This window comes from Streptomyces sp. NPDC000345 (assembly GCF_042898825.1).
Taxonomy (GTDB): domain Bacteria; phylum Actinomycetota; class Actinomycetes; order Streptomycetales; family Streptomycetaceae; genus Streptomyces.
In genome coordinates, this window is sequence record NZ_JBIAZE010000008.1 from 259,005 (window position 1) to 275,560 (window position 16,556).

Consider the following 16,556-nt stretch of genomic DNA (forward strand, 5'->3'; position numbering starts at 1 on the left):
ACCCATTCGAAGACCTGTACGACTATGTACGGATCTTCGGCGATCCCAACTGGCGCCGCTCAACGTGCTGTTGCGAGCAGTGTGCCACGGCGTTCCACTACGTCACACAGCACTCTGCATTTTTCAGAGTGACACTTGCCAAGTGTTCACGGCGGGGCGATAGTGGCAAGCGTGATTCCGTCCGCGCCCTTAGGAACAGACGCCGCCGCAGGCCACCCCCAGGGTCTCGGTGCCGCCGATGGGGGTATCCCCGCTCGAGTCGGTTCGGGAGTGGGGGAGGGAGCCGGCCCCGACCAGGCCGCTGCCGAGCGCCGGTTCCGCTTCGAGCTGGCCGCCCACCCGGGTTCCCCCGCCCAGGCCAGACGCCTGGCACGGGCGCGGCTGACCGGCTGGTCGGTGTGCGAGGACACCTGCGACACCGCGCTGCTCGTCATATCCGAACTGGTCACCAACGCGATCGTGCACACGGCCAGCGACATCGTCGTGTGCGAGCTGCTCGACAGCGGCGACGTGGTGCGCATAGCCGTGCGGGACCAGGGCTGCTCTCCCGACGACCCGCATCCCTCTCCGCAGCGCCCCGAGGAGGAGCACGGGAGGGGGTTGCTCCTCGTCGAGGCCCTCTGTCAGTCCTGGGGCGCCCAGGAGCACGGTTCCGGCCTGCTGGTCTGGGCGGACCTGCCGCGCGGTGCCGACGCGCCCGGCGAGGCCGCCGAGCCCGCCGAGGCCGGTGACAGCGCGAGCGCCGACCCGGTCCGCGACCCCGCGGAGCCGCGCGACGACCTCGGCTGGGGCGCCCGCCCCCAGCCCGGCCCCGCCGACGGCTCCGAGGACGAGGACGAGCCCGCGGAGCAGTCCCTGCGGGCGGGGCGGAGCGAGGCACCGGCGCCCCGGGTGGGCCACCCGCACGACCGCACGGCGGGGACGGAGACGCGTGCGACACCCCCGACGCCCTCACACGGCGCGGCGGAGGCGTACGCGGCCGAGTTGATACGCCCGACCTCGCACGACGCCCCCGGGACGGCCCCCCGCACGGTCCGCACCGCCGGCCCCACCCCGCAGGGCGCCCCGGAGCCCGGGACCCACGCGGCCCGGCCGGCCCGTCCCGCCCCGGAGCCCGGGACCCACGCCGGCCGTCAGGCCCACCCCGCCCCGGAGCCCGGCACCCGATCTCCGCAGGTGGCACCCCAGCGCAACCACGGCCCGGAGCACCTCGGCAGGGACCGCGCGGACCAGCACGCGCCGCAGCGACACGCACCGGATCACGACGGCGCCGCCGCCTCCCCCGCCACGCGTCACCGCGACACGGCTCACCACCCCCAGGGCACCGCCGACCGGGACCTGCACGCGCCGCAGTCCCACGCCCCGGAACGCCAGGGACCGAGCCCGCGTGTCCCGGACCCCCGCACCCTGGGGGCCCTCGGCCCGGACCACCGCGCCTTCAACCCCTTCGGTCCGGACCGGCGCAGCCCGGACCAGCACGTGCCCGACCTCTGCGTCCTCGACCACCACGGCCCGAGCCACCACGCGCTGGACCACACTCCCTTCACGCACGCCCCGCTCGGCCACGCCCCTCTCAACCACCGCGCACCGGACCACCGGACCCTCGACCGCCACGTCCCGGACCAGCACGGCACCGAGCACCGCACCCCGGCCCATCAGGTCCCGGGCCACTCCCCCGCCCCCGTCGGCGAGGCCCCCGCGCCACGTCCGTTCCCCGGCGGCGGTGCCGGGCCGGGCGGCACCGGGCTGCCCGCGCTCGAAAGAAGCCGAGAGCGAGGGAGGGCATGAGCGGCGCGCCCCGCCTCCGGCCGGTGCGCTCCCTCGACACCCTCGTCCGCGTGCGGCGCGGCCTGGGCACGGCTCCGGAGCCCCCGCGCCGTCTCGCCGTGCCGGACGGCATGACCGCCCCACTGGGCTGCGACGCCGTGGCCGTCCCCGCCGGGATCGGCCCGCTGCTCATGCCCCGACTGCCCCGCGTGGGCTGCGTGTACGCCGACGAGGCGCACTGGTGGTGGCTCGTCCCGTCCGACTCCGACTACGCCCTGGAGTGGCCCGCCCCGGTGCGCTACACACGGGGGGCGATCGTCCCGGACTCCGTGCCCGTCCCCGATCTCATCCACCGACCGGACGGTACGCTTCCGTACACCCCGCCGATCCCCCTCTACCTGGCCCTGTGCCGCCTCACGGGCACGACGCCCACCTGGTCACGGCCGATCAGCGCGTAAAGCACCGCCGGCCGGGCGGACGCCTCCCGCACCTCCCCGGCCCTCTCCCAGCCCCGCTCGTGCACCCCTTCCGGAACGGGCGGACCCGGCGTACCCAGGGGCCCCGAGCGGTGCGCTCTCCCCGCACCCGGGCGTACGCCCGCGCGCATCGCTCCTCCGCGTCCCGCGCCCTGTCCTCACCCGTCCCCTGCCGCGATAGTGGCCGTTCGTCCACGATCGCGGGAGGCGGAAAAGGTGGGGAAGGCGCACAAACCGAACGGTCCCGACGAACGCGAGGTGTCCGAGTCGGAGCGGCTGCTCTTCGGTGGCCCGCTCCGCTACGACATGGGCTGGAACCAGCACCGCGACGCCTTCCTCGAGCTGAGCTTCCGCGCCATGGTGACCCGGCTGCCCTCCCTGCTGGCCGCGAGCCTGCGGCTGGCCCGGCAGGCCGACCCCAGGGCCGCCCGGATCGTGCTGGGCGCGGAGACCGGCCGCGGTGCGGCCCAGGCGGTGAGCCTGCTCGCGGTGAACTCGGTGCTGGGCCGGCTGATCGCCGGCGGTCCGATCGAGGACCGGCTGCGCGGCGCCCTTCCCGCCCTGCTCGTCATGGCCGCGGTCCTCCTCGTCGGAGCGCTGCTGCGGGCCGCGTCGACGTATGCGACGGGGCGTCTGGAACCCAAGGTGGAGCGGGTGGCGACCGAGCTGTACCTGGAGCGGGCGGCGGTGGTGGAGCTGGCCGCGATCGAGGACCACGCCTTCCACAAGCTGCTGGACACCGCGCAGTACGGCGCCGCGTCCGCCCGTCGCATGATCATGTACGGCACGCGCGTGGTGAACGCGATGATCTCGCTGATGGCGGCGGCCGGTGTGCTGACGGTGCTGCACCCGCTCCTGCTGCCCCTGCTGGTCACCATGACCCTGCCCAGCGCCTGGAGCGCCCTGACGAACGCCCGGCGCCGCTACGAGTCGTTCCACACCTGGGTGCAGCACGCGCGCGCGGGTCATCTCATCGCCAGTCTCCTCACCGAGCCGGCGGCCGCGCCCGAGATCCGTGTGCACGGTGTCGGCCCGTTCCTGCTGAAGCACTTCCGCGCGATGTCGGAGACCGCGGAGGCGGAACAGGCCCGGCTGGCCCGGCTCGCCGCCCGGACCGGTCTGATCGCGGCCACCTGGACGGGGCTGGCGACCGTCGCGACGTACGCCACGCTCGGCGGGCTGCTGCTCACCGGGACGATGGCGCTGGCGGTCGCGGGCACCGCGGTCATCGCGATCCGCAGCGGCTCCACGAGCCTGAACACCCTCGTCCTGGAGGTCAACCAACTGCACGAGGAGGCCCTGTTCGTGGGCGATCTGCAGCGTCTGTACGTCGAGGCGGCCGAGCGGGCGATCCCGGTGGGCGGCGCGGCCCTGCCGGACGAGCCGCGGGAGATCCACTTCGAGAACGTCACGTTCGGCTATCCGGGCGAGTCGACGCGGCCCGCCCTCGACGACGTCACGCTCTCCCTGCCCCTCGGCCGGATCATCGCGCTGGTCGGGGAGAACGGCTCCGGCAAGACGACCCTGGTGAAACTGCTGGCCGGGCTGTACAGGCCGGACCGAGGGCGGATCCTGTGGGACGAGGTGGACGCGGCGGACGCGGACCGGCACCAACTGGCCGAGCGCATCGCGATGGTGGCGCAGGACTTCAAGCGCTGGCCGTTCACGGCACGGGTGAACGTGGCGGTGGGGCGTTCGTCGGCGCCGCTGACCGAGGAACGGCTGACCGGCTCGATCGCGGAGGCCGGCGCCGAGGACGTGGTCGCGGATCTGCCGCGCGGTCTGGACACCCTGCTGGCCCGGCACTTCAGCGGCGGCCACGAGCTGTCCGGCGGCCAGTGGCAGCGCCTCGGCATCGCCCGGGCCGCCTACCGGCGCGGCCACATCCTGATCGTGGACGAGCCGACGGCGGCTCTGGACGCCCGGGCCGAGCTGGAGGTGTTCGAGAAGATCCGGGCGCTGGCGGGCACCGGCCAGACGGTCGTCCTGATCACCCACCGGCTGGCGTCGGTGCGGCACGCGGACCTGGTGCACGTCCTGGACCAGGGCCGGCTGGTGGAGTCGGGGACCCCGGACGAGCTGCTGGCCCGCGGGGGCGTCTACGCGGAGCTGTACGCGCTGCAGGCGGAGCAGTTCACGGTGCAGGTGCCGGCGCGGGCCGTCCCGGAGAAGCTGCCCACACCGCAGGTCGGCTGACGGCTCAGTCGGCGGCCTCGCCGCCCCGCACGATCACCAGGAACGTGTCGGTCGCGAGGTCCATGACGACCTCGGCGGCCATCCCCTCCATGCGTCGTGCGTGCGCGAACTCCTCCGCGGGCCACGATCCGCGCGGCCCGCCTGCGGGAAAGCACTCGAGCACGGTTCGCCCGTTCACCATCTCGCACCTCCAGAAAGCGTCGTACTTGTAGGAGTTAACGCCGTCCGGAGGCCGAGCGGCTCGGCCAGTTGCGTTACTGAGACGTAGTTGACACGGGTTCGGGGCGGACCGTGAGCATTCGGTCACTTTCCGAACATCACGCGCACCGGGTGTGCCGGAAGCCGTACGCGTCGTGACACCGGGCGAGGCCGCTAGACCGCGAGCGGCAGCACGGGCACGGGAGCCGTCAGTCCCGCGCGGTCCCGGCGCACGGCGAGTTCGCCGAGGAGTTCGGCGAGCTCGGCCCGGTACCCCGGGGCGAGCCGGCCGGTGTCGTCGAGGTGGACGGCGCAGGCGGTGGTCGTGTCGACGAGGCGTTCGAGGACGGCGGCGACCTCGTCCGTGCCCTCCGTGTGGCGGGCGAGGGCGGGCAGTTCGTGGGCGGCGAGGGCGATGGCGGTACGGGCCTCGGCGAGGGTGCGGTAGGCCTCCCGGCGCAGGGTCCAGCGGGCCGCTCGGTCGTCGGAGCCCTCGAGGACGTGGGCGAGGTAGGCCTGCGCGGCGTCGCCGGCCGCGGCGAGCCGGGCGCGCACCTGGCCGCCGCGCTCCCCCGGCATCGGCAGATGCCCGACGATCAGCACGATCGCGCAGGCCAGCAGGGTTTCCGCGATCCGGCTGACGGAGGCCTGCGGCTCGCCGCCGACCATCACGAGGGACAGCACGAGCACGGTGACGACGGCGGTCTGCGCGGCGAAGTGCCGGGTGGAGACGGGGACGAGCGCCCCGCAGACCGCGACCAGCGCGACGAGCCCCTCCGGACGGGGCAGCACGGCGGCGAACCCGGCGAACAGCAGCGCCCCGAGCACGGTCCCGGCGGCCCGGCACAGCACCCGGGACACCAGGGGGCCGAGGTCGGGCTTGACGAGGAAGACGGCGGTGGCGGGCAGCCAGTACCAGTGCGTGTGCCGGCCGTACCAGTGGGAGTGGTGCAGGGCCTGGGCGATGGCCGCGCTGGCCCCGAAGCAGAGCGCGACCCGCAGCCCGTACTCGCGTCCGCCGGCTCCGAACGCGGTCCGCAGCAGGTCGCGGGCGCTGCGACGGCGGGTGTGCAGATCGCCGCCGCCGCCCCGGTCGAAGGCCTCCGCGGCGTGCAGCAGCGCGTCGTCGAGGGCGCGCAGGGCGGGCGCGGACCGGGTGGGCGCGGGCAGCGGTCCGCTGGGGGTGTTCTCGCGTACGGCGGCGGCGAGCCGCCGGGGGCCTTCGGCGGCACGTCCGGTGAGGGGGTCCCCGGCCCAGGCCAGGGCGGTCGCGGCCTCGGCGAGGGGCAGGGCGGCGGCGTACTGGGCGTGCAGTCGCCGTTCCGCGGAGGAGCCGGCGCAGCGGCGCAGGCGGGGGCCGGCGAGGGCGTCCTGGGCGTGGTCGAGAGCGGCGGTGAGGGCGGCGCGGCGGGCGGTGGCGTGCCCGGTGCCGGTGGCGTCGAGCAGTCCGGCGACGGCGTCGTACACCCCGGCCACCGCGTCACGCTCGCCGTCGAAGCGGAAGTCGCCGGTCATCGCGCCGGGCGTGGGCAGGGCGAGCCGCAGCGCGAGCAGCCATCCGGCGCCCGCGACGAAGGCGAGGGCGCGCGTCCAGCCGGCCTCCGGCACCGGCATCCCGGCGCCGACGGCCGCCGCGACGAGCAGCTGCGTCCCGGCGCCGGAGGCGACGGGCCCGATGGCGCTCAGCCCGCCGGCGAGAAGCCCCAGTCCGGTGAGGACGGCCGTCAGCGTGACGGCGCCCACGTGGTCCCCGACGTACGTCCCGGCGAGCATGCCGCCCGCTCCGGCGAGCGCGGGCGCTCCGAGCCGCTTGACGGCGGCCCGCCTGCTGCCGGGCCGGTCGTTGATTCCGGCCAGCATGGCGGCGATGGCGGCGACGACCCCGAGGGAGGCGCGCCCGGCGAGGACCGCGACGAGCAGCAGCGGACCGGCGGCCAGCGCACCCCGCGTGACGGCACTCCACGGGACGGGCCCGCGCTGGGCGCGCAGGGCGTGGGCGAGCCAGGGCGGCAGAACTGTGCGAAGCGCAACGGTGGAACGCGGGGACACGAAGCTCCTGTCGTGGCGAGGGCGGGGTGTGCTCTCGGGCGACGGTGGCCGGGGCGGTCAGCGGTGAGCTGTGGTGTCCACGGTACGGGGTGGCCTTGAAGGAAGTGGGGCAGTCGCGTTTCGGTGAGGTGACGGCTTGGACCAATCCCGCTTTCTTTATGAACGCAACTCCCGGAAGGGCACGGATGAACACATCCGGAACGGCACTTCTGATGCCGGAAGGGCGGGAAAGCGGGAGCGGGACCGGAGGCGTAGCCTGCCCCCGGCCCCTGTCGATGCCGCCCAGGTGGCACGCCGGCACGCTTGAGGACCCAGGTCAGTCTCATGTCGTCGTGTCCTGCCTTTGGACCACCGCGCATCGAGCTGCGCGGGCCGGACTTGAACCGGCACTTCGACGTCCGGGGCCCTGGGCCCGGTCGATCCGGCGATCGGCGGCGAATGCTGAGTCTGGAGCGAGAGTCTGAGATTCATCGCGGTCCCGCCCCGACACGCTGTGGGGTACGGACCGTTTCGTCACGACAAGCTTCAGCGTCAGCTTGCGCTCCTCGCGCACCCCGGCCGCAGTGGGCCGGGGGGTCTGAAATGGTTACTCGAAGAGGTAACCGAATACCGCGTCACCGACCCGCTGGTCGACGACCTCGATGCCATTCGCCTCTTCCCGCGCAAATTTCACGGCCTGCTGCAACTTCTCGACCCGGGCCAGGATTTCATTGATCCGGCGGGCCGGAAGGGCTCCGGAGAACTTCACGGTCGTCCAATAACCGACCGGCACGTCCTCGTAGTACACCTCGACCTGCGCCGGGTGCTTGTCGGTCGCCTCCGCCTTCACATGGTTGCGCGGCACCTTCTTGGTGCGCAGGGTCCGCACCGGCTCGGTCTTCCACGCGTCGGTGGAGGGGTCCCGCACCCAGGCCTCGGAGGCGTCGAGGACGGGCAGCTTGCGCACGAACGTATGGAGGTCGACGAGCTGCTTCTCGAGGAAGAGCAGGTAGGAGACGGGCACGTCCGGGACGAGGACCCGCCCGTCCACCTTCACGTCCGCGCGGGCCGTGCAGTTGGCCCAGTCCTTGGTGGCGGTCACGTCGAACAGCCGGGTCAGCGTGGCCGCGGTCTCCCGCAGCACGTCCTCGGCCTGCACCTGCACGCGCGTCGACTCGGGCGGCAGCTGCTCGCCCTCCTCGTCCTTGGGCTGGTAGGTCCGCGAGATGCCGGCCAGCAACGCGGGCTTCTGCAGCCCGTGGTGGGCCGCGGTCAGGTCCTGGTGAGCCTTGGACTTGATGCCCTTCTCGACTGCGATGATCTGATTGAGTTTCGCCACGAGAAGGACCGTAGCAACGGCAACTCTCCTGTCTCCAACGATTATTCGGCGCCGTGCTTTTCCGAGGCCGCCCGTACGCATTCCGCGAGGAGGGACTCCGCCCTTTCGACGACGGTCACGAGCTCACCGGATTCGGCGCTCCCGAGAAGGCCGACGAGTTCGTCGACGCCGCGCAGCCCCGCCCTTTCCAGCAACCGCTTCTCGTTCGTCACCCACTCCCCCGCGCGCCGCCAGCACCGCGTGTCCGGGTTCCGGGCCGCCGCGGCCGCCCCGACCCGGCGCTCCACCGCCGCGCGGGCGGGGGCGCGGCGCAGGCGGCGCAAACCGCCGGCGCGGATCGCGGCGCGGTCCCTCCCGGACGGCGGCACCGAGCGCACGCCGTCCAAGGCGCCGGACACCTGAAGGAGCGGCCCTTCATGCGCCGTACCGGCCCGCGCCCCACACCCTCCCTTTCGGCACCGGCCTGGCGAAGCTCCCCGCCCGGCTCGTCGTCAGCCCCAGGCCCACCAGCGCCTCGGCCAGCCTCACCGCCGCTCCGACGCCGTCGACGACGGGAAGGTCCAGTCGCTCGCTCACCACCCGCTGCAGTCCCGTCATGCCGGCGCAGCCCAGGACCAGCACCTCGGCGCCCGCGTCCCGGGCCCGTTCGGCGGCGGCGAGGAAGGCTGTCTCCGTGCGGTCGCCGGCCCCGGAGCCGAGGTCCAGGACGCGCAGGCCGGTGCCGACGACGGCGGCGCAGTTGCGGCCCACGCCCGCCAGTTCCAGGCTGTCCTCGATCTGGCCGCAGGACCGCTCCAGGGTGGTGACGACGCCGTAGCGGCGGCCGAGCAGACAGGCCAGGTGGGCCGCCGCCTCGGTGATGTCGACGACGGGTACGTCCACGAGTTCCCGTACGCCCTCGCGGCCGTGCTCACCGAAGCCGGCCATGACGACGGCGTCGTAGGGCGGCCCCTCGTAGGTGCGCAGGCCGTCGATGACCGCCGCGGCGGAGAGATAGCTGTCGAGCCAGCCCTCGGCCGACTCGGGCCCCCAGGCGGGGGTCAGTCCGGTCACGGTGGTGCCCGGGCCTGCCGCGGCCCGGGCACCTCGCACGATCTCCTCGGTCATCTCCTGCGTGGTGTTGCAGTTGGTGACGACGATCCGCACGTTCCGCACGCTGCTCAGACCTCCACGGGCTGCTCGGGGGCGGTGTCCTCGGCTCCGGCCGTGCGCTCGCCGCCGGTCGCAAGGACGTACAGGCCGGCCGCGAGGGCCGTGCCGATGAACCAGGAGTACGGGGCGACGTCGCTGAAGGTCTCGACCAGGGCGAGCACCGCGGCGACCGCGGCGGAGGGGAGGAACGCCCACAGGGCCTTGGGGTTGACGCCCTTGCGGTAGTGGTAGCGGGAGCCGGGAGTGGCGTCGAACAGGGCGTCGACGTCGACGCGGCCTCGCTTGACCAGGTAGTAGTCGACCATGATCACGCCGAACAGCGGGCCGAGGAAGGCGCCGAGGCCGCCCAGGAAGTAGTTGACGACGGTCGGGTTGGAGAAGAGGTTCCAGGGGGTCACGACCAGCGCGGCGACGGTGCTGATCATGCCGCCGACCTTGAAGGTGATCTTCTGCGGCCAGACATTGGCGAGGTCGTACGCCGGGGAGACGAAGTTGGCGACGATGTTGACGCCCATGGTGGCGACGGCGAAGGTCAGCGCGGCCAGGACCAGCACCCAGGTGTTGCCGACCTTGGCGACCAGTTCCGCCGGGTCGGTGATGGCCTCGCCGAACACCTCCAGCGAGCCCGCCGTCACGATCACCGACACGACCACGAACGCGGTCGAGTTGACGGGCAGGCCCCAGAAGTTGCCGCGCCGCACCGTCCGGTGGTCGGGCGCGAAGCGGGAGAAGTCGCAGAAGTTCAGCATCAGCGTGCCGTAGGTGGCGAGGATCAGCCCGATCGCGCCGAACCACTGCCGCCACTGTTCTCCGACGGAGACCGGATGCGGGGTGGTGGTGAGGGAGATGGTCCAGTCCGCCTTGGCCAGCACCCAGACCGCCAGCGCGATCATCACCAGCCAGATCGCGGGGCCGCAGAAGTCCTGGAACTTGCGCACCGACTCCATGCCCTGGCTGATGATCAGCGCCTGGACGAGCCAGAGGGAGACGAAGGAGACCCAGCCCAGCGCGTCGAGGCCCAGGAAGGAGCTGTGCGTCCAGGACTCCAGGCCCGGCCAGGCCGCCAGCAGCATCACGTTCACGGCGACGGAGGCCAGGTAGGTCTGGATGCCGTACCACATGATGGCGATCACGGCCCGGATGAGGGCCGGGATGTTGGCACCCCAGACACCGAAACTGATGCGGCTGACGACGGGGAAGGGCACGCCGTGGCGCTGGCCGATCCTCCCCATCCAGTTCATGCCGACGTAGATGAGCACGAAGCCGACGAGGAGGGAGGTGAAGACCTGCCAGACGTTCATACCGAGGACCAGCAGACCGGCCGCGAACGTGTAGTTGCCGAGGTTGTGGACGTCGGACATCCACAGGGCGAAGAGGTCGAAGACCTTCCAGGTGCGCTTGCCTGCGGGGGCGAGGTCTTCGTTGGTGAGCCGGGGGTCGGGGACGAACGCTGGTGCGCCGGTGGCTTCGGCGCTGTCGGCGAGGGACACGGGGCCTCCATGAGCGAGGGGCGGGAAGGGGCCGGGGGGTGGCGGAGGGCTGTTTTCCGAGTCGTTTGGTCGACACCGTTTGGTATACCAAACTGCCGCCATGGTCCTCTCGTCAAGCGTTCCGACCGATGTCCGCCCCGTTACGGCTCCGTAAAAGCACCGCCGGGTCGGCGAAGATGGCACCCATGAGTTCCACGGCGAAGACCGAACCCCTCGGAGCGGTGCGCGAGCGGGTCCTGGCCGCCCTGCGGCAGGACATCATCGCGGGCCGCCTGCGCCCCGGCGACCGGCTCGTCGAGCGCGAACTGGCCGAGCGGTTCGACGTCTCACGGGTACCGGTCCGGGAGGCGATCCGGTCGCTGGTCTCCGAGGGCTTCGTCCTCTTCGAATCGGCGCGCCGCACCGTCGTACGCCGGCTGACGCCCGACGACGTCAAGGAACTCTTCGAACTGCGCGAGGCGCTGGAGGTCTACGCGGCGGGGCTGGCCGCCTCACGGGCCACCCCGGAGGCGCTCGCGGAGCTGCGCGGACTCCTCGGCCGGGCGGCCGCGGCGACCGCCGCCGGGGACGCCGAGACGATCACCGACGTCAACACCCGCTTCCACGACGGCATCCTGGCCATGGCGGGCAACAGTCTGCTGATCTCGGTCATGGAGCCCGTCGACGGCCGGATGCGCTGGCTCACCCGGCAGAACGAGGAGTGGCCCCAGCTCCTCGCCGAACACCGCGAGCTCTACGACGCCATCGCCTCCGGCGACCCCGACCGGGCCCGCGCCCACGCCCTTCGGCACGTCCAGGCCAACTACCGCTCCAGCGTGCGACACCTCTTCGGGAACCCCGCCGCGGAGTCGCCCGGCCAGCCGACCGAACAGTCGTCCGAATAGACTCTCCCGACGCTGTACGCGCAACGGGAGGAGAAGAGGAAATGGTCAGCAGACGTGGGCTGTTGAGCGGAGCCGCACTCGTGGGGGCGGGCGCGATGACCGGCGTGCTCGGCGGTGCCGGAAGCGCCGCCGCCGACGCCCCGCTGGACACCCCGTTCACCCCGGTCACCGCACCGCACCTGGTCGAGGCCGAGCGGATGGTGCAGTACCAACGGCTGCTGGCGGCCGGCCATCTGCCCACCGGCCTCGCCGGGCACTGGCCGCTGGACGGCAGCGGCGCCGACCGCTCCGGCCGGGAACAGCCCCTCACCCTCGGCACCGCCGCAGCCTGGACCACCCTGCGCGCCGGCGGCGAACTGAACCTCGCGGCCGCCGGAGCCTACGCCGCCACCTCCTCCGTGCTGGACACCACCTCACCGTTCACGGTGTCGGCCTGGGTGCGTCTGTCGGACGACACCGCCGACCCCGCCGTTCTGACGAGCATGTACACGGCCGTCAGCCAGGACGGCGCCCGCTGCAGCCGCTTCCTCCTCCAGTACGACGACACCGCCGGCACCTGGGCCTTCAAGGTGCGCAGCGAGGACCAGAGCGTCAAGATCTCGGCGGTGGCCGCCGGCCCCGTCACCGCGCCCGGCACCTGGACCCATCTGACCGGCGTCTGGGACGGCGCCCGCATCCACCTGTACGTCGACGGCGCACCGCAGAGCAGCGCCGACGCGCCCCTGTCCTGGGCCGCCGCCCAGGGCTTCAACATCGGCCGGGCCCGCTGGGACGGCGCGTACGTGAACCGCTTCAAGGGCGCGATCGACGACGTCCGCGCCTACGGCCGCGCCCTGACCGCCGCCGAGATCTCCCTGATCAGCGGGCAGACCGCGCGGGCCAACAACGTCTACCTCGTCGACTCCCCCTCCACCGTCACCTGGGGCACGCCCGACGACCCGGCGAGCTGGATCGCCCACGCGCGCTGCTCGTCCTTCCTCACCTGGGTGCTGAGGCACACCTACGGCTGGGCCACGGACGACTACTTCCGCCAGTACTTCCAGGACCGCATCCCCGAGGCCGCCGACTACCGCAAGGCGTTCACCGACGGCACCGGCGGCCCCCGCTTCCAGCGCATCCGCAAGGTCGCCGACCTGCGGCCGGGCGATCTGATCGCGGTCGACTACCTGGGCAAGGTCGAGGGCAACACCGGGCACATCGTCATGGTCCGCGAGGTCAAGGGCGTCTTCAGCGGGACAGCGGACTTCAGCGGGGAGACCCAGTACGCCGTCCAGGTGGTCGACTGCACCTCCGATCCGCACGGCGTCCACGGAAAGCCCAACTACCCTCAGTATCCCGACACCCGCATGGTCAGCGACGTGGCGGGCGAGAACTTCGAGGGCGTCGGCATCGGCCACATGATGTTCTACGCCTCGGACGCCACCGGCGAGTTCTCCCGGTACCGGTGGAGCGTCAACTCGTCCAAGTCGACGAACACATGGTCCGTGTCGGACCGGCCGGTGTCGGCGGCCCGCATCGTGTGAGCCTGCGTCAGCGCCGGGCGTACGCGTCGGTGGCCGCGACCAGTGCCTCCACCACGCCCGGCGCGGTCGCGTTGTGCCCGGCCTGGTCCACGACCACCAACTCGCTGCCCGGCCAGGCGTGGTGGAGCCGCCAGACGACACCGAGGAGGTTGCCGAAGTCGAGGCTGCCCTGGACCAGGGTTCCGGGCACGCCCTCGAGGAGACGCGCGTCGCGCAGGACCACGCCCTCCGCACCCGCCTCGCCCAGGAAGTGGCCGTTGCCCCAGTAGTACGTGACGGTCCGGGCGAACCCCATACGGAACGCCGGATCCTCGAAACGCTCCACCGACCGCGGAGGCGCGGGGATGGTCGCCGTCTCCCAGTCGGTCCACGCCCGCGCCGCCCGCTCCCGCACCCGCGGGTCGGGCGACTCCAGGAGCCGGTTGTACGCGGCCGCGAGGTTCCCCTCCCGCTCAATGCCCTCCGGCAGACCCGCCAGGAACCGTTCGAAGGCCTCCGGGAAGATCTTCCCCAGCCCCCTGGTCAGGAGCTCCACCTCCGCGTCGGACCCGGTCGCGACCCCGGTCAGCACCAGCTCGCTCACCACCCCGGGGTGCGTCTGCGCGTAGCGCAGCGCCAGCACCGACCCCCACGACACGCCCCACACCAGCCACCGCCCGATTCCCAGCCGCTCACGCAGCAGCTCCAGGTCGGCCAGGAGGTGCGCCGTCGTGTTGACGCTCATGTCGGTGTCGTACGCGCTCGCGCTCGGCGTGGACCGCCCGCAGCCCCGCTGGTCGAGCAGCACGATCCGGTACGCCTCCGGGTCGAACAGCCGCCGCGCCCACGGACCGGCCCCGGAGCCCGGGCCGCCGTGCAGCACCAGCGCCGGCTTGCCGCGCGGGTTCCCGCAGGTCTCCCAGTAGACCCGGTTGCCGTCCCCGACGTCGAGCATGCCGTGGTCGTTCGGTTCGATCTCCGGATACAGGCTCATCCGGGCACCCTAGAGGCCGTGCGCCGCCGGGAGCACGCCCTTTACCGCCGTCGGGCCGGGGCGTCCTCCCCCTCCTCGGCGGTGCCCTGCTCGGCCGGCCCCGCCGCCTCCGCCGCCCTGCGCAGCACATCCCTCAGCATCTCGGGGGTGAGCCGCCCGGTGAAGGTGTTGCGCTGACTGACGTGGAAGCAGCCGAACAGCTCCAGCCCTCCCGGCCCCGCCTGCCTTTCCGGTCCCATCTGCCCTTCCGGCATTTCCAGCCCGTCGTCCCCTTCCGTTCTTTCCAGCCTCACCCGTGTCCCGTGGGTGAAGACCGGCCGTGGCCGGGGTACCGTCCAGCCCGCCTCCGCGAAGGCGGGGAGCGCGGCCTGCCAGCCGAACGCGCCAAGAACGACGACCGCGCGCAGTGTCGGCCGCAGCAGGCGCAGCTCCTGGACGAGCCAGGGCCGGCAGGTGTCCCGCTCCGCGGGGGTGGGCTTGTTGGCGGGCGGCGCGCAGTGCACCGGCGCGGTCACCCGCACGCCGTGCAGCTCCAGTCCGTCGTCGGCGGAGACGGACGTGGGCTGCGAGGCGAGCCCCACGTCGTACAGCGCCCGGTACAGCACGTCACCGGAGCGGTCGCCGGTGAACATGCGGCCGGTGCGGTTGCCGCCGTGCGCCGCCGGGGCGAGCCCGACGATCAGCAGCCGGGCGTCCGGCGGACCGAAGCCGGGGACCGGACGGCCCCAGTACGTCCAGTCGGCGAAGGACGCCCGCTTGGTACGGGCCACCTCCTCACGCCAGGCCACCAGCCGGGGACAGGCCCGGCACCCCGCGACCCGCCGGTCGAGTGCGGCGAGACCGGCGGACCCAGTGGGCCCCAGGGGCCCGGAGCGGTGCGGGGCGTCCATGCCTCCACCGTACGGCCGGTTCCCGCCCCTCCCCTCAGGCGGCTCGGCCGCGCACCGCCCTCACCCAGATCCCGTCCTCCGTCAGATACCGGTCCACTCGCAGGCCCGCCTCCGCCAGCGCCTCCTCGAACTGTTCCTCGGTCAGGGGTCTGGCGCGGAAGGTCTGGGTCCACACCGCGTCCGGGAACGCGTACTCCGCGCGGACCGAGTGGACTCCCTCGCCGACCGGTTCCGAGGACACCATCCGCACGGTGAAGCCGCTCGGGTCGACGCGCTCGCGCGGCAGGTCGGTGTGGTAGTCCGCCCCCTCGCGCTGGATCAGCACGCATCCGCCGTCGGCCACATGCCGGGCGCAGGCGCGCAGCAGGCCCCGCCGGACGTCGGCGTCCCCGCTGTGCACGAGGAACGACGCGAGCATCACCACGTCGAAGGTCTCGCCCAGGTCGAGGGTCTCGATCGAGGCGCATATCGTGCGCGCTCCGCGGACGCGCTCCAGCATCTCGGCGGACTCGTCGACGGCTGTGACCGTGAACCCGCGCTCCAGGAGGGCGTGGGTCACCCGGCCGACCCCGCTCCCCAGTTCCAGGATGTGGGCGCCCGCGGGCACCGCCGCGGAGATGACATCCGGCTCGTCCCCGACGGGCAGTCGGGAGTAGAGCTCGACCGCGCAGCCGTCCGGGGTGATCGCTCCGGGCCCCGTGCCTTCGTGTCCCTCTCGCATGTCCAGCCTCATGCCCGTCCAACGGCCCGGCCTCGGACGGCCGTTCCCGCCCCGCACCGGTTCACCCGTTCGAGCTGCAGGGGGCGAGGTCGAGGAGCGTCTCGGCCAGTTCGCCGGTGTCCGGCAGCACGGCCCCCACCCTCTCTGTCTCCCCTGGAGAACGTCCGGACGGAAGAGTACGTTGCCAGGGAGGAGTGATGGTTCCGATGCGTACGGGCAGTGAACCGACGACAGCGCGCAGTGCACTGCGGGTGCGTTTCTGGCTGAGCGTGTGGGGGCTGGTCTGGGCCGTCTTCGGGACGGCGGCGTTCGCTCTCGCGGGCCGTCCCGGGTGGGCGGCCGCCTGCGGGGTGCTCTGGCTGGTGGTCACCGTGGATCTGGTGATGGTCCTCCGGCACATCCGGCAGGGCCCGCACTACCAGCCGGGCCGTGACATCCCGCCGTACCGGCCGCCGGAGCACCATCACCCGTGAGGTCCGGCTGACCGGGGCCGGTTCCGGGCGGGTGCCGCTCAGGTCTCGAAGCGTGCCGCCTTGAGGTACTGCGGGTTGGGGTCCAGCGCGGCCGCCAGGCGGAAGTGTCGTTTGGCCTGGTCACCGCGTCCCTGCCGCTCGTAGGTGCGGGCGAGCGCGAAGTGCGCGAAAGCGTTGTCCGGCTCCCGCTCCAGGACGACGGTGAACTCCAGCTCGGCGGGCCTGAGTTGCGCGGCGGCGAAGAAGGCTCGGGCGCGCAGCAGGCGGGCGGCGGTGTTCTCGGGATGTGCGGCGATGACACGGTCGAGCAGTTTCACCGCGCCCCGCGGGTCCCGTGCGGCGAGCAGTTGCTCCGCGGCACGGAAGTCGATGACGTGCGTCTCCGGAGTACGTCCGGTCGAACCGCTGATATCGGGCACGGAAAAATCCTTCCCTTGCTGGGAGGG

At 72.9% G+C, this 16,556-nt stretch carries 15 protein-coding genes and 1 pseudogene; 6 read left to right on the forward strand and 10 right to left on the reverse strand.

Going from position 1 to position 16,556, the window contains the following annotated elements; all coding sequences use genetic code 11:
- Positions 1 to 162: 162 nt before the first annotated feature.
- The 3 genes and pseudogenes from ACFY30_RS21245 to ACFY30_RS21255 form a co-directional block, all read left to right on the forward strand.
- Positions 163 to 864: pseudogene (locus tag ACFY30_RS21245) on the forward strand (ATP-binding protein); the annotation flags it as partial.
- A gap of 920 nt (positions 865 to 1,784) precedes the next feature.
- Positions 1,785 to 2,225 (forward strand): hypothetical protein, encoded by a 441-nt coding sequence (locus tag ACFY30_RS21250; RefSeq protein ID WP_390846724.1) that lies wholly within the window; start codon positions 1,785 to 1,787, stop codon positions 2,223 to 2,225.
- A 324-nt stretch (positions 2,226 to 2,549) separates the two neighbouring features.
- A complete protein-coding gene (locus ACFY30_RS21255; RefSeq protein WP_390846847.1) occupies positions 2,550 to 4,439 on the forward strand; it encodes an ABC transporter ATP-binding protein in 1,890 nt (629 codons plus the stop codon).
- Positions 4,440 to 4,443: 4 nt separating this feature from the next.
- Here ACFY30_RS21255 and ACFY30_RS21260 read toward each other — a convergent pair whose 3' ends face one another.
- From ACFY30_RS21260 to ACFY30_RS21285, 6 genes are all read right to left on the reverse strand, one after another.
- Positions 4,444 to 4,620, reverse strand: a complete 177-nt coding sequence (locus ACFY30_RS21260; RefSeq protein ID WP_390846725.1) for a hypothetical protein — start codon at positions 4,618 to 4,620, stop codon at positions 4,444 to 4,446.
- A gap of 191 nt (positions 4,621 to 4,811) precedes the next feature.
- Positions 4,812 to 6,686, reverse strand: a complete 1,875-nt coding sequence (locus tag ACFY30_RS21265) for an FUSC family protein (RefSeq protein ID WP_390846726.1) — start codon at positions 6,684 to 6,686, stop codon at positions 4,812 to 4,814.
- Between the two features lie 586 nt (positions 6,687 to 7,272).
- Positions 7,273 to 8,004 (reverse strand): hypothetical protein, encoded by a 732-nt coding sequence (locus ACFY30_RS21270; RefSeq protein WP_390846727.1) that lies wholly within the window; start codon positions 8,002 to 8,004, stop codon positions 7,273 to 7,275.
- 41 nt (positions 8,005 to 8,045) lie between these two features.
- Positions 8,046 to 8,390 carry a hypothetical protein gene (locus tag ACFY30_RS21275; RefSeq protein WP_390846728.1) on the reverse strand — a complete coding sequence of 115 codons (345 nt, stop codon included), beginning with the start codon at positions 8,388 to 8,390 and terminating at the stop codon, positions 8,046 to 8,048.
- Positions 8,391 to 8,418: 28 nt separating this feature from the next.
- Positions 8,419 to 9,150 carry an aspartate/glutamate racemase family protein gene (locus ACFY30_RS21280; RefSeq protein WP_390846848.1) on the reverse strand — a complete coding sequence of 244 codons (732 nt, stop codon included), beginning with the start codon at positions 9,148 to 9,150 and terminating at the stop codon, positions 8,419 to 8,421.
- 14 nt (positions 9,151 to 9,164) lie between these two features.
- Entirely contained in the window at positions 9,165 to 10,646 is a 1,482-nt protein-coding gene (locus ACFY30_RS21285) for an NCS1 family nucleobase:cation symporter-1 (protein WP_390846729.1), read from the reverse strand.
- Between the two features lie 185 nt (positions 10,647 to 10,831).
- On the opposite strand from ACFY30_RS21285, the gene ACFY30_RS21290 reads away from it, so the two are divergent.
- Together ACFY30_RS21290 and ACFY30_RS21295 are read left to right on the forward strand one after the other, a co-directional pair.
- Positions 10,832 to 11,530, forward strand: a complete 699-nt coding sequence (locus tag ACFY30_RS21290) for a GntR family transcriptional regulator (RefSeq protein WP_390846730.1) — start codon at positions 10,832 to 10,834, stop codon at positions 11,528 to 11,530.
- A 41-nt stretch (positions 11,531 to 11,571) separates the two neighbouring features.
- Positions 11,572 to 13,053 carry a LamG domain-containing protein gene (locus tag ACFY30_RS21295; RefSeq protein WP_390846731.1) on the forward strand — a complete coding sequence of 494 codons (1,482 nt, stop codon included), beginning with the start codon at positions 11,572 to 11,574 and terminating at the stop codon, positions 13,051 to 13,053.
- Between the two features lie 7 nt (positions 13,054 to 13,060).
- Here the strand turns inward: ACFY30_RS21295 and pip are convergent, their stop codons facing one another.
- From pip to ACFY30_RS21310, 3 genes are read right to left on the reverse strand one after another with little or no spacing between them, the layout of a single operon-like run.
- A complete protein-coding gene (gene pip, locus ACFY30_RS21300) occupies positions 13,061 to 14,026 on the reverse strand; it encodes a prolyl aminopeptidase (RefSeq protein WP_390846732.1) in 966 nt (321 codons plus the stop codon).
- 41 nt (positions 14,027 to 14,067) lie between these two features.
- Positions 14,068 to 14,916, reverse strand: coding sequence for a uracil-DNA glycosylase (locus ACFY30_RS21305; protein WP_390846733.1), 849 nt, complete (start codon positions 14,914 to 14,916; stop codon positions 14,068 to 14,070).
- A 34-nt stretch (positions 14,917 to 14,950) separates the two neighbouring features.
- Complete coding sequence (locus ACFY30_RS21310) at positions 14,951 to 15,637, reverse strand: class I SAM-dependent methyltransferase (RefSeq protein ID WP_390846734.1); 687 nt, start codon at positions 15,635 to 15,637, stop codon at positions 14,951 to 14,953.
- Between the two features lie 197 nt (positions 15,638 to 15,834).
- Between ACFY30_RS21310 and ACFY30_RS21315 the strand changes: the two genes are divergently transcribed.
- The gene (locus ACFY30_RS21315; RefSeq protein ID WP_390846735.1) at positions 15,835 to 16,110 is read left to right on the forward strand and encodes a DUF6343 family protein; all 276 of its coding nucleotides are present in this window, start codon (positions 15,835 to 15,837) and stop codon (positions 16,108 to 16,110) included.
- A gap of 38 nt (positions 16,111 to 16,148) precedes the next feature.
- Here the strand turns inward: ACFY30_RS21315 and ACFY30_RS21320 are convergent, their stop codons facing one another.
- The gene (locus tag ACFY30_RS21320) at positions 16,149 to 16,529 is read right to left on the reverse strand and encodes a tetratricopeptide repeat protein (RefSeq protein WP_390655943.1); all 381 of its coding nucleotides are present in this window, start codon (positions 16,527 to 16,529) and stop codon (positions 16,149 to 16,151) included.
- Positions 16,530 to 16,556 lie beyond the last annotated feature (27 nt).

Coding starts and splice junctions, on each gene's coding strand:
- ACFY30_RS21250 (WP_390846724.1), top strand. CDS start 1,785: ATGAGCGGCGCGCCCCGCCTCCGGCCGGTGCGCTCCCTCGACACCCTC.
- ACFY30_RS21255 (WP_390846847.1), top strand. CDS start 2,550: ATGGGCTGGAACCAGCACCGCGACGCCTTCCTCGAGCTGAGCTTCCGC.
- ACFY30_RS21260 (WP_390846725.1), bottom strand. CDS start 4,620: ATGGTGAACGGGCGAACCGTGCTCGAGTGCTTTCCCGCAGGCGGGCCG.
- ACFY30_RS21290 (WP_390846730.1), top strand. CDS start 10,832: ATGAGTTCCACGGCGAAGACCGAACCCCTCGGAGCGGTGCGCGAGCGG.
- ACFY30_RS21295 (WP_390846731.1), top strand. CDS start 11,572: ATGGTCAGCAGACGTGGGCTGTTGAGCGGAGCCGCACTCGTGGGGGCG.
- pip (WP_390846732.1), bottom strand. CDS start 14,026: ATGAGCCTGTATCCGGAGATCGAACCGAACGACCACGGCATGCTCGAC.
- ACFY30_RS21305 (WP_390846733.1), bottom strand. CDS start 14,916: ATGGACGCCCCGCACCGCTCCGGGCCCCTGGGGCCCACTGGGTCCGCC.
- ACFY30_RS21310 (WP_390846734.1), bottom strand. CDS start 15,637: ATGCGAGAGGGACACGAAGGCACGGGGCCCGGAGCGATCACCCCGGAC.
- ACFY30_RS21315 (WP_390846735.1), top strand. CDS start 15,835: ATGGTTCCGATGCGTACGGGCAGTGAACCGACGACAGCGCGCAGTGCA.